This is a genomic window from Blautia sp. DFI.6.71, assembly GCF_020593585.1.
Classification (GTDB): Bacteria; Bacillota; Clostridia; order Lachnospirales; family Lachnospiraceae; genus Blautia_A; species Blautia_A wexlerae.
Window position 1 is genome coordinate 21,788 of sequence record NZ_JAJDMJ010000042.1, and the last position, 11,131, is coordinate 32,918.

Consider the following 11,131-nt stretch of genomic DNA (forward strand, 5'->3'; position numbering starts at 1 on the left):
TTTATCATGAAAACAGGAAGAAACTATAAGTTCTGGTTTTGTACAGGTTCACAGGATCTTTACGGAGATGAGTGCTTAAGAAAAGTTGCTGAGCATTCCAGAATCATTGTTGAGGAATTAAACAAGAGCGGTGTTCTTCCATTTGAATTAGTATGGAAACCAACACTGATCACAAACGAACTGATCCGTAAAACATTTAATGAGGCAAATGCAGATGAGGACTGTGCAGGTGTTATCACATGGATGCATACTTTCTCACCGGCAAAATCATGGATTCTTGGTCTGAAAGAATACAGAAAACCGCTTTGCCATCTTCATACACAGTTTAATGAGGAGATTCCTTATGATACCATTGATATGGATTTTATGAATGAAAACCAGTCTGCTCATGGCGGTCGTGAATATGGTCATATTGTTACAAGAATGGGAATCGAAAGAAAAGTTATTGTCGGACACTGGGCAGATAAAGATGTTCAGGAAAGACTTGCTTCCTGGATGCGTACAGCAGTTGGTATCATGGAGAGTAGCCATATCCGCGTATGTCGTGTAGCAGATAACATGAGAAACGTAGCTGTTACAGAAGGTGATAAAGTAGAAGCACAGATCAAATTCGGATGGGAAGTTGATGCTTATCCTGTAAATGAGATTGCTGATTATGTAAAAGATGTAGCTAAAGGTGATGTAGATGCGCTGGTAGATGAATACTACAGCAAATATGATATTCTTCTTGAGGGAAGAGATCCGGAAGAATTTAAACGTCATGTAGCAGTTCAGGCTCAGATTGAGATCGGATTTGAGAAATTTCTGGAAGAGAAAAATTATCAGGCAATCGTTACACACTTTGGAGATCTGGGTGCTCTTAAACAGCTTCCCGGACTTGCAATCCAGAGACTTATGGAAAAAGGCTATGGATTCGGTGCAGAAGGCGACTGGAAGACAGCTGCAATGGTTCGTCTGATGAAGATCATGACAGCTGGTGTAAAAGATGCAAAAGGAACTTCCATGATGGAAGACTATACATATAACTTTGTACCTGGAAAAGAAGGAATCCTTCAGTCTCATATGCTTGAGGTATGCCCGTCTGTCGCAGATGGTAAGATCGGCATTAAAGTATGCCCGCTTTCCATGGGTGACAGAGAAGATCCTGCAAGACTTGTATTCACAAGCAAGACAGGCCCGGGTATTGCAACATCCCTGATCGATCTTGGAGACCGTTTCCGTCTGATCATCAACGATGTGGAATGCAAGAAGGTTGAGAAACCGATGCCGAAGCTTCCTGTAGGAAGTGCATTCTGGACACCACAGCCAAATCTTAAGACAGGTGCAGAAGCATGGATCCTTGCAGGCGGAGCCCACCATACAGCATTCTCCTATGACCTGACAGCAGAGCAGATGGGTGACTGGGCAGCAGCTATGGGTATTGAAGCTGTTTACATTGATAAAGATACAAATATTCGTGATTTTAAGAATGAACTGAGATGGAATGAACTTGCATTCAGAAAATAATTATTACCATAAGTGATATAAAAGGGTTACTGTGAACGGAGTGAACAGTAACATAAAAGGCTGCCATATCAGACAGGAACAATGGATTGTGCATATATGTCAGAGGATTCATTGGATTGCCTGAGATGGCAGCCCTAAAAATATATAAAAAAAGTACATCAAAAAATCAGGGAGGTACATAAAAATGGGAACAGCAGAAGCAAAAGCAGCGATAATTGCAAATAAAACAGCACTTGGTATTGAGTTTGGTTCTACCAGAATCAAAGCAGTACTTGTAGATGACAAAAATCAGCCAATCGCATCCGGTGCACATGAATGGGAAAACCGTTATGAAAACGGTGTCTGGACATACAGTCTGGATGATATCTGGACAGGTATCCAGGACTGCTATCAGGATATGGCAAAGGATGTAAAAGCAAAATATGACATAGAACTGGAATCCGTAGGTGCATTTGGCGTCAGCGCCATGATGCATGGATATATGCCATTTAACAAAGAAGGAGAACTTCTTGTACCATTCCGTACATGGAGAAACAACATTACAGGAGAAGCCAGCGAGAAACTGATGGAACTGTTCAACTACAACATTCCGCAGAGATGGAGTATTGCTCATCTGTATCAGGCGATCCTTAACGGTGAAGAACATGTAAAAGATATTGACTATATCACAACTCTGGAGGCTTATGTACACTGGAAACTGACAGGTAAGAGAGTTCTTGGAATTGGTGATGCGGCGGGTATGTTCCCGATCGACACAACAAAAGCAGATTATAATCAGGAAATGGTTGATAAATTCGATGAACTGGTAGCACCTTACGGATTCTCTTGGAAACTTCGTGACATTATGCCGAAAGCTCTTGTTGCAGGGGAAGATGCCGGCGTTCTTACAGAAGAAGGTGCAAAACTTCTGGATGTGACAGGTAAACTGAAAGCAGGAATCCCGATGTGCCCTCCGGAAGGTGATGCAGGAACAGGTATGGTTGCTACAAACAGTGTTGCAGTTCGTACAGGTAACGTTTCCGCAGGAACTTCTGTATTTGCCATGATCGTTCTGGAAAAAGAACTCTCCAGACCGTATAAAGAAATCGACATGGTTACCACTCCGTCCGGACATCTGGTAGCTATGGCTCATTCCAACAACTGTACCTCTGACCTGAATGCCTGGGTAAATGTATTTAAAGAGTTTGCAGAAGCTATGGGTATGGAAGTGGATATGAACAAACTGTTCGGAACCCTTTATAATAAAGCACTTGAAGGAGATCCGGACTGTGGCGGACTTTTGTCCTACTGTTATTTCTCAGGTGAGCATATGACAGGCTTTGAAGAAGGACGTCCGTTATTTGTACGTTCTCCTGAAAGCAAATTTAACCTTGCAAACTTTATGAGAACTAATCTGTATACATGCCTTGGAGCCATGAGAGTAGGTCTGAACCTTCTGTTTGAGAAAGAAAATGTAAAAGTAGACCGTCTTCTTGGTCATGGAGGATTATTCAAGACAAAAGGCGTAGGACAGCAGATTCTGGCAGATGCTGTCAATGCACCGGTATCTGTAATGGCTACTGCAGGTGAGGGCGGAGCCTGGGGAATCGCACTTCTTGCTTCTTATCTGGTAAATAAAGAAGAAGGTGAGACTCTGGAAAGCTTCCTTGATAACAAAGTATTTGCAGATCAGGAAAGCAGCACACTGGATCCAAAACCGGAAGGAGTGGCTGGATTCAATGCATTTATGGACAGCTATATGAAAGGTCTTTCTATTGAAAGAGCAGCAGTAGAGTCTGAAATCTGGTAAATGTTGAGAAACAAACTGTTTGCCGGCGCATATGAAAATGAATAGGAAAAGAAGAATATAAAAAACAGAGCAGCATCGCAGATTATGAGACCGGCGATGCTGTTTTTTGCAGTTTTTCTGAAATTGTTATCAAGTGATTCACAACCGGATAAATACAAAGAGAAAGCCCCGGCAGGGGAGCTGCCGGGGCTTTCAAGGGGAGTATAAATAATTAAATAAGGGGTTTATGTAAAAAAAATTTTTGAAGGGTAAATTCTTTTTACAGCTATGATTATAATATAGCTTGGTGAAAAAAGCAACATATTTTGATGAATATTCCCCCCGGTTTTTGGGATAATAGTCAATGTGAAGCACTTTCAGCGATGAAGTGTGGAAGAAAAAAACCGGATTTTGCAGAGTATCAGGAGATCCGGGCAGATAAATCTCATCAGGAGGAAAATAATAATGGCAAAAAACTATGAATCTGAGAGTAAAAACAGCAGAAATTACACAGGAACTTCAGATAAGAACAGCTATGGTAATGAAATGAACCATGCTGGTAATGCAAAAAACAGTGTGAAAAGTAAAAACGAGACAGATTGTAGAAGTAAAGCAAAAAATAAAACTTCCCAGTCTTACAGCTCAGAAGAAGACAGATATTGATTGGATCAGGAGGGGGAAATGCCCCTCCTGATCTGCTGTGAGCCAATTTATGTGTCGGCTGTTTTTTGTCAGGCAGTGGCACATCTGTCCCTGATATCATATGATATAACAAAAAGGAGTCTGCCATGTTTCCGGTGGAAACGATTTCTGCAAAAATGCTGGATTATTATGTGGGCCGAAGGGACACGTTGATCATAGATCTGAGAGAAAAAGAGTCCTATATGCACAGTCATGTAAAAGGAGCCGTAAACATGCCATATGGAGAAATAGACGGATATACAGCCTTTCCAAAAGGAAAAATACTGGTTCTGTACTGCGACAGGGGCGGGGCAAGCCTTCTGCTTGCAAGGCAGCTTGCAAAGCTTGGGTACTGTACCAGGTCTGTTATAGGCGGTTTTGGAGCATATCGGGGAAGAAATCTTGTAATTTCGCCATAAGCATGATAAGGTGTAAGAGAAAAAATACGAACCGGTATATCTTCAGGTTATTTCAGAAATCAATCTGTCGGCATACCTATTGTGCCAACAAGTTGATTTCTCGAACAATCTTGCGTCTAAATTTCTTATTTCCGCGTTGTCGTCGGTCGCCGTAGCCACCGCTACGCCTCCTTCCTCCGCCTTGAAATAAAAAAATTTATCCTGCAAGATTGTTTCAAGAATCAACTTGTCGGCACACTATAAAAGAGGAGACACAAAACTATGAAATATATGTTTGCATCAGATGTCCATGGTTCTGCATACTACTGCAGAAAAATGCTGGATGTCTATAAAGAAGAAAAGGCAGAACGCCTGGTACTGCTGGGCGATCTGCTCTATCATGGCCCGAGAAATGATCTTCCCAGAGAATATGCTCCCAAACAGGTCATTTCCATGCTTAATGACATGAAGAAAGAAATTTATGCTGTACGTGGGAATTGTGAAGCTGAGGTCGATCAGATGGTCCTGCAGTTTCCGGTTATGGCAGACTACTGTATTCTGAACCTGGATGGAAGAACCTTTTATGCCACACATGGGCATATTTACAATGAAAATAATCTGCCTCCGATCCAGGAAGGAGATATTCTGATCCATGGACATACCCATGTACTGAAAGCAGAGCAGAAAGAAGGCTATGTACTTCTCAACCCGGGTTCTGTTTCCATTCCAAAAGAAGGAAACCCGCCTACATATGCGATCTTTGAGGACGGTGTGTTTACAATTAAGGATTTTGAGGGAAATATTGTTAAGAGCATAGAATTATAGGGAAGTCCCATCTACATATAGAAAGGATAAAGAATGGAAAAATTTGAACTGATCGCTCCATGTCATTTCGGTATGGAAGCTGTGCTGAAACGTGAGATCCTTGATCTGGGCTATGAGATTACCAAAGTAGAGGATGGAAAAGTAACATTCGAGGCAGATGCACAGGGAATCGCAGATGCCAATATCTTTCTGCGTTCCACAGAAAGAATCCTGCTGAAAGTAGCAGAAGTAAAGGCAGAAACCTTTGACGAGCTTTTTGAAAAGACAAAAGCTCTGCCATGGGAAAATTATATTCCCAAGGATGGGAAATTCTGGGTTGCCAAGGCCAATTCTGTGAAGAGTAAGCTCTTTAGCCCGTCTGATATCCAGTCCATTATGAAAAAAGCCATTGTAGAGCGTCTGAAGGGCGTATACGGGGTGTCCTGGTTTGAAGAGGATGGGGCAAGCTTTCCTATCCGCGTGGCATTTATGAAAGATGTGGCCACGATCGGTATTGATACCTCAGGCGTATCTCTGCATAAAAGAGGATATCGTAAAATGACAGTGAAAGCTCCGATCACAGAAACACTGGCATCTGCTCTGATCATGCTTACACCATGGAATAAAGATAGGATTCTGGTAGATCCTTTCTGCGGAAGCGGTACCTTTCCTATTGAAGCAGCAATGATGGCAGCAGATATTGCACCCGGCATGAACCGTTCCTTCCTTGCTGAGGAATGGAAGCATCTGGTTCCGAGAAAATGCTGGTATGATGCAAATGAAGAGGCACAGGACAGGATAAATCTTAATATTGAAACAGATATCCAGGGCTTTGACATTGATCCTGAGGCGTTGAAGGCTGCCAGAGCTAATGCAAAAATGGCAGGTGTGGACAAGCTGATCCATTTCCAGCAGAGAGCGGTAAAAGATCTCCGCCATCCCAAACCATATGGATTCATCATCACAAACCCTCCTTATGGGGAACGACTGGAAGAAAAAGAGAATTTAACTCAGCTTTATCGTGAAATCGGGGAAAGCTATGAAAGGCTTGACAAGTGGTCCATGTATCTGATCACATCTTATGAGAAAGCGGAGAACGATATCGGGCGAAAAGCAGATAAAAACCGTAAGATCTATAATGGTATGCTTAAGACCTATTACTATCAGTTCCTTGGGCCGCGCCCACCGAAGAAAAACCGTAGCTGAGTGCTTCTGTAATTGCGAAAAATCAAAATAAAAAGAGGATACAAAGGATTATGAAAAAAATAATTTTTGCTACCGGAAATCAGGATAAAATGAGAGAAATCCGCGAGATCCTTGCAGATATGGATGTAGAGGTTGTTTCTATGAAAGAAGCGGGAATCCATGCAGATATTGTAGAGAATGGTTCTACTTTTGAGGAAAATGCTGTGATTAAGGCGAAGACAATCTGTGAACTGACAGGGGAGATCACTCTGGCAGATGATTCCGGTCTGGAGATTGACTATCTGAATAAAGAGCCGGGCATTTATTCTGCCCGTTACATGGGAGAAGATACCTCATATCATATCAAAAATGCAAGTCTGATAGAGAGACTGAACGGAGTTCCGGACGAGAAGCGTACTGCAAGGTTCGTATGCGCCGTTGCAGCGGCTTTTCCGGATGGAAGTGTAAAAACAGTGCGTGGAACAATGGAAGGCCGTATAGGCTATGAGGAGAAGGGAGAGAACGGCTTCGGCTATGATCCGATCTTCTACCTGCCGGAATATGGATGTACTTCTGCAGAGCTTTCCGGCAAAGAGAAAAATAAGATCAGCCACAGGGGAAAAGCATTACGTGCCATAAAGGATGAACTGAAATGAAGGTACTGATCGTCAGCGATACTCATGGACAGGATGAGAATCTGGAAGAGACAGTGCTCAGAGAAGCTCCCTTTGATTATCTGATCCACTGTGGTGATGTGGAAGGCAGAGAGATTTTCATTGAGGCACTGGCAGAGTGCCCATGTACGATTGTCGCAGGAAATAATGACTTTTTTACAGATCTTCCCTATGATGAAGAAGTTACCCTGGAGGGACATAAGATACTGGTTACACATGGACATCACTATTTTGTGTCCCGGGATTATGATAAACTTGTTGAGAATGCGCAGGCTAAGGGATGTAAGATTGCAATGTATGGTCATACTCACATGCCTTTGATCGAGAATCAGGATGGGATTCTGGTAATTAATCCCGGCAGTCTTACCTACCCGCGTCAGAGAGGCCGCAGGCCAAGCTATGCAGTTATGCAGATAGAAGAGGGAAAAGATCCTCAGGTCGAGATCAGATACCTCTGAAAAATTATTTAACTGAATCAGGTAAGTTACTTGCGGAGGCTGCGAATATCCACCTGACTCATCTGACTGTATATTTTTGAGGTATTGTTGATCGGATAACAGCAATACCTCTTTTTGCAGATACGTGACAGTAAAAAAATAGAAGAAAAAATAAAAAAAGTTAAGATTTTTTTATTGTGCGAAAAAAATATTTTTTTACAAAAAATCTCAAAAATCAGTAAAAAATCCCTTTTTGCGAACAAAAAAATGATTTTTTTGAAAAAAGTGAAAAGCCCGCAAAGCCTTGTATTTAGCGGGGTTCAGGGACTTTTCAAGGAATAAAAAATCACTTTTTCAAAAAAAATCAAAAAAAATTGAAAAAAGGTGTTGACATTTGGGGTCGCTTAACATATAATATGTCTTGCGTCGGACAACGAAGCACAAATAAATAAAGAAAAACAGCGGGGTGTGGCTCAGCTTGGCTAGAGCGCCTGGTTTGGGACCAGGAGGCCGCAGGTTCGAATCCTGTCACCCCGACTGCTGTAACAACAACATTACCGTTTCAGCGAAATGCGGGTGTAGTTCAATGGTAGAACACTAGCCTTCCAAGCTAGATACGTGGGTTCGATTCCCATCACCCGCTTCTCTGTATGTACAGAGAGATGTGTCTGTAGCTCAGCTGGATAGAGCAACGGCCTTCTAAGCCGTGGGTCGGGGGTTCGAATCCCTTCAGGCACGCTGTGGTGGGTATAGCGCAGTTGGTTAGCGCGCCAGATTGTGGCTCTGGAGGCCCAGGGTTCGAATCCCTGTATCCACCCTTCGCCTTTGGGCTATCGCCAAGCGGTAAGGCACAGCACTTTGACTGCTGCATTCGCTGGTTCGAATCCAGCTAGCCCAGTCTTTTATATGGAGCATTAGCTCAGTCGGTAGAGCACTTGACTTTTAATCAAGTTGTCCGGGGTTCGAATCCCCGATGCTTCATTAATAGCGGAAATCTTTTGTGAGGTTTCCGCTATTTTATTGCTTTTGCAGAGTGCGAGAATGATTTTTCGGATACACTCTGAGAATATGAGAAAATGCGGATATGGCGGAATTGGCAGACGCGCTGGTTTTAGGTACCAGTGGGCTTCCCGTGCAGGTTCAAGTCCTGTTATCCGCATTCAGAAAAAGTACCGGTTAAAACGGTGCTTTTTTGTTTTACAGACATAGTTTTTTGTTGTATAGTTAAGTTATAAACAGGACAGGGAGATTTTGACTATGGATATACAGAAATTTCAGCAGAAACTTACAGAAGTATGTGAACTTGGAGAGAAGAATGGCAAAGTATTGAAACCGGAACAGATAAAGAAATGCTTTGGCGAACTTGACCTGGATAAGTCACAGCTGATCAAGATATTACAGTATTTAAAATTAAAAGGTATTTCCATTGAAGGTGCGGAGGAGATCTCAGCAGCATCTCAGGCCGGACCGGAAGAAGTATCCGAAGAAAAAGAAGAAAAAGTTCCTCTGACAGCGGAGGAAGAGGCATATCTGAAAGAATATCTGGAAGGTCTTGAAGAACAGGAGCAGGGAGAGAGAAGTGCGGAAGAACTTTTTGAACTGCTTTCAAAGGGAGATGCTCTGGCACAGGCAGAGCTGTCACAGAAGTATCTGCATGCAGCAGCCGAAATGGCGGTTGAAATGAACTGTGAGGAGATTTTTATCGCTGATCTGATTCAGGAGGCAAATATAAGCCTTCTGATGGCTCTGGGAGAGGAAGAACCGGAAGAGAAAGATGAGAAATGGCTGCTTGGACGTATCCGGTGTGGAATCCGCCATGCTATCGAGGAGCAGACACAGAGGAAATTTGAGGATGACTATCTGGTAGCAAAGGTGGAGAAGCTGGAAGCGGCAGTCCGGGAACTTACAGAGGATGAAGAGGATGAAAGTTCAAAGTTCAGTGTAGAGGAGCTGGCAATCATTCTTGATATGGATGAAGAAGAGATCAGGGATGTGCTGCGGCTTACAGGTGATGATAAATAATGCAGTGATGTAGCATTACGGGAAAGGAGAGGGTGATTATGAGTATTCCAACACCACACAACAGTGCAAAGAAAGGTGATATTGCAAAGAAGGTTCTGATGCCGGGAGATCCGCTGCGTGCGAAGTATATTGCGGAGACATATCTGGAGAATCCGGTATGTTTTAACACAGTGAGAAATATGTTTGGTTATACCGGAACTTATAAGGGTGAGCAGATATCTGTCATGGGCAGCGGTATGGGGATGCCATCTATGGGTATTTACAGTTATGAGCTTTATAATTTTTATGATGTAGAGAAGATCATTCGTATTGGCTCTGCAGGTGCGCTGCAGGATGATGTAAGCGTAATGGACGTTGTGATCGCCATGAGTGCATGTACGGATTCAAATTATGCAAGCCAGTATCAGCTGCCGGGGACTTTTGCTCCTACAGCAAGTTATGAACTGGTTGCAAGGGCTGTAGAGGTTGCGAAGGAGCAGGGTACACCGGTTCGCGTGGGTTCTGTTGTATCTTCGGATGCGTTCTATGGAGATAATCCGGAGAGTTCGAAGGCATGGAGAAAGATGGGGGTTCTCTGTGTGGAGATGGAGTGTGCGGCGTTGTTTATGAATGCTGCGAGAGCCGGTAAGGAGGCATTGGGGATTCTTACGATTTCGGATCATGTTTTCAGGGATGAGGCAATTTCTGCGGAGGCCAGACAGACTTCGTTTAACAGGATGATGGAGATTGCTTTAGGAATTTAAAAGATAATCCTGGTATAAAAAGGTTCTTTGGCTGGTATGTGGGAATGCTGGTCAGAGGGCTTTTTTTAATTCAGTAGGGACGCGTCAAAAAATATTTCATTTCATGTGCGGTTTCGGACACTAAGATATTCTAAGCCGTCAAAAATCTGCTAAAAGCATGAGCCATCAAGGACAAACTCGCTTCGCTCAGACAGTGTCCTTGATGGCTCATAACGCAGATTTTTGGCGGCTAAGAATATCTAAGTATCCTGCAAATGCACATGAAATGAAATATTTTTCGATGCTGTTTTTTCATATGGAATGAATTTTGACTACGTTACTGAGAACGGAGCGAACAGTAACTCAGCAACAGTTAATGACGACTGTTCTCAAGAAGAGCGATTGAAAAATTTTCCATATTGTGTTAATATCAAAACAATATGGGAGGTATTTTGAATGCAGATCAGAAAATCAGCGGAGGATTATTTGGAGGCAATCCTGGTATTGTCAAAACAGGGTGGCGGAGTTCGTTCTATAGATATTGCAACGATGCTTGGGGTATCGAAACCGAGTGTAAGTCATGCTATGAAGCTGCTTCGTGAGGATGGTTATATTGCGATGGACCGTTATGGTACGGTGACACTTCTTGAGAAAGGAAATGATATTGCGGTTCATATTTATGAGCGGCATACAGTGCTGAGCAAGATGCTGGAACATCTCGGCGTAAGCCCGGAAGTTGCAAAAGAAGATGCGTGTAAGTTAGAGCATGACCTGAGCGATGAGAGTTTTACTAGGATAAAGGAGCACTTCCACAAGGTGATTGGGGAAGTTGAATAGCGGATAAAATAAACTCCCCCCGTCGGATGAATTTCTGACGAATGGTATGCTCCCCGTCAAGAGGACAATAAAAAATAATAAATTTTTGTATCGTCAG

General features: G+C 42.9%; 11 protein-coding genes and 7 tRNA genes. All 18 read left to right on the plus strand.

From position 1 onward, the window contains the following. Positions 1–6: 6 nt before the first annotated feature. The 18 genes from araA (at position 7) to LJE12_RS14935 (ending at position 11,034) form a co-directional block, all read left to right on the plus strand. A complete protein-coding gene (gene araA, locus LJE12_RS14850; RefSeq protein WP_008708151.1) occupies positions 7–1,506 on the plus strand; it encodes an L-arabinose isomerase in 1,500 nt (499 codons plus the stop codon). 184 nt (positions 1,507–1,690) lie between these two features. Beyond that, positions 1,691–3,295 carry a xylulokinase gene (locus tag LJE12_RS14855; RefSeq protein ID WP_022379895.1) on the plus strand — a complete coding sequence of 535 codons (1,605 nt, stop codon included), beginning with the start codon at positions 1,691–1,693 and terminating at the stop codon, positions 3,293–3,295. Positions 3,296–3,739: 444 nt separating this feature from the next. Continuing rightward, on the plus strand, positions 3,740–3,937 hold the full coding sequence (locus LJE12_RS14860) for a hypothetical protein (protein ID WP_022379894.1): 198 nt from the start codon (positions 3,740–3,742) through the stop codon (positions 3,935–3,937). Positions 3,938–4,062: 125 nt separating this feature from the next. Continuing rightward, positions 4,063–4,374, plus strand: a complete 312-nt coding sequence (locus LJE12_RS14865) for a rhodanese-like domain-containing protein (protein WP_025581338.1) — start codon at positions 4,063–4,065, stop codon at positions 4,372–4,374. Between the two features lie 261 nt (positions 4,375–4,635). Then, the gene (gene yfcE, locus LJE12_RS14870; protein ID WP_008706224.1) at positions 4,636–5,178 is read left to right on the plus strand and encodes a phosphodiesterase; all 543 of its coding nucleotides are present in this window, start codon (positions 4,636–4,638) and stop codon (positions 5,176–5,178) included. 33 nt (positions 5,179–5,211) lie between these two features. Beyond that, positions 5,212–6,363 carry a THUMP domain-containing class I SAM-dependent RNA methyltransferase gene (locus LJE12_RS14875; protein ID WP_008706223.1) on the plus strand — a complete coding sequence of 384 codons (1,152 nt, stop codon included), beginning with the start codon at positions 5,212–5,214 and terminating at the stop codon, positions 6,361–6,363. Positions 6,364–6,413: 50 nt separating this feature from the next. Further along, entirely contained in the window at positions 6,414–6,998 is a 585-nt protein-coding gene (locus LJE12_RS14880) for an XTP/dITP diphosphatase (protein WP_118610915.1), read from the plus strand. Further along, on the plus strand, positions 6,995–7,474 hold the full coding sequence (locus LJE12_RS14885; RefSeq protein WP_227226961.1) for a metallophosphoesterase family protein: 480 nt from the start codon (positions 6,995–6,997) through the stop codon (positions 7,472–7,474). Before LJE12_RS14880 ends, LJE12_RS14885 begins: the two co-directional genes overlap by 4 nt. Positions 7,475–7,915: 441 nt before the next feature. Continuing rightward, a tRNA-Pro gene (locus LJE12_RS14890) sits at positions 7,916–7,990 on the plus strand. A 35-nt stretch (positions 7,991–8,025) separates the two neighbouring features. Beyond that, a tRNA-Gly gene (locus LJE12_RS14895) sits at positions 8,026–8,096 on the plus strand. A gap of 21 nt (positions 8,097–8,117) precedes the next feature. Further along, a tRNA-Arg gene (locus tag LJE12_RS14900) sits at positions 8,118–8,191 on the plus strand. 5 nt (positions 8,192–8,196) lie between these two features. Continuing rightward, a tRNA-His gene (locus LJE12_RS14905) sits at positions 8,197–8,270 on the plus strand. A gap of 9 nt (positions 8,271–8,279) precedes the next feature. Beyond that, a tRNA-Gln gene (locus LJE12_RS14910) sits at positions 8,280–8,351 on the plus strand. A 10-nt stretch (positions 8,352–8,361) separates the two neighbouring features. Next, a tRNA-Lys gene (locus LJE12_RS14915) sits at positions 8,362–8,434 on the plus strand. Between the two features lie 97 nt (positions 8,435–8,531). After that, a tRNA-Leu gene (locus tag LJE12_RS14920) sits at positions 8,532–8,612 on the plus strand. Positions 8,613–8,710: 98 nt separating this feature from the next. Next, positions 8,711–9,475 (plus strand): hypothetical protein, encoded by a 765-nt coding sequence (locus tag LJE12_RS14925; protein WP_227226962.1) that lies wholly within the window; start codon positions 8,711–8,713, stop codon positions 9,473–9,475. Between the two features lie 38 nt (positions 9,476–9,513). Next, positions 9,514–10,218, plus strand: coding sequence for a purine-nucleoside phosphorylase (deoD, locus tag LJE12_RS14930; protein WP_022380050.1), 705 nt, complete (start codon positions 9,514–9,516; stop codon positions 10,216–10,218). A gap of 435 nt (positions 10,219–10,653) precedes the next feature. Then, positions 10,654–11,034, plus strand: a complete 381-nt coding sequence (locus LJE12_RS14935) for a metal-dependent transcriptional regulator (RefSeq protein WP_008706218.1) — start codon at positions 10,654–10,656, stop codon at positions 11,032–11,034. Positions 11,035–11,131 lie beyond the last annotated feature (97 nt).

What these genes read in the sequence shown, in the direction of transcription:
- araA (WP_008708151.1), top strand. Translation starts at nt 7, where the DNA reads ATGAAAACAGGAAGAAACTATAAGTTCTGGTTTTGTACAGGTTCACAG.
- LJE12_RS14855 (WP_022379895.1), top strand. Translation starts at nt 1,691, where the DNA reads ATGGGAACAGCAGAAGCAAAAGCAGCGATAATTGCAAATAAAACAGCA.
- LJE12_RS14860 (WP_022379894.1), top strand. Translation starts at nt 3,740, where the DNA reads ATGGCAAAAAACTATGAATCTGAGAGTAAAAACAGCAGAAATTACACA.
- LJE12_RS14865 (WP_025581338.1), top strand. Translation starts at nt 4,063, where the DNA reads ATGTTTCCGGTGGAAACGATTTCTGCAAAAATGCTGGATTATTATGTG.
- yfcE (WP_008706224.1), top strand. Translation starts at nt 4,636, where the DNA reads ATGAAATATATGTTTGCATCAGATGTCCATGGTTCTGCATACTACTGC.
- LJE12_RS14875 (WP_008706223.1), top strand. Translation starts at nt 5,212, where the DNA reads ATGGAAAAATTTGAACTGATCGCTCCATGTCATTTCGGTATGGAAGCT.
- LJE12_RS14880 (WP_118610915.1), top strand. Translation starts at nt 6,414, where the DNA reads ATGAAAAAAATAATTTTTGCTACCGGAAATCAGGATAAAATGAGAGAA.
- LJE12_RS14885 (WP_227226961.1), top strand. Translation starts at nt 6,995, where the DNA reads ATGAAGGTACTGATCGTCAGCGATACTCATGGACAGGATGAGAATCTG.
- LJE12_RS14925 (WP_227226962.1), top strand. Translation starts at nt 8,711, where the DNA reads ATGGATATACAGAAATTTCAGCAGAAACTTACAGAAGTATGTGAACTT.
- deoD (WP_022380050.1), top strand. Translation starts at nt 9,514, where the DNA reads ATGAGTATTCCAACACCACACAACAGTGCAAAGAAAGGTGATATTGCA.
- LJE12_RS14935 (WP_008706218.1), top strand. Translation starts at nt 10,654, where the DNA reads ATGCAGATCAGAAAATCAGCGGAGGATTATTTGGAGGCAATCCTGGTA.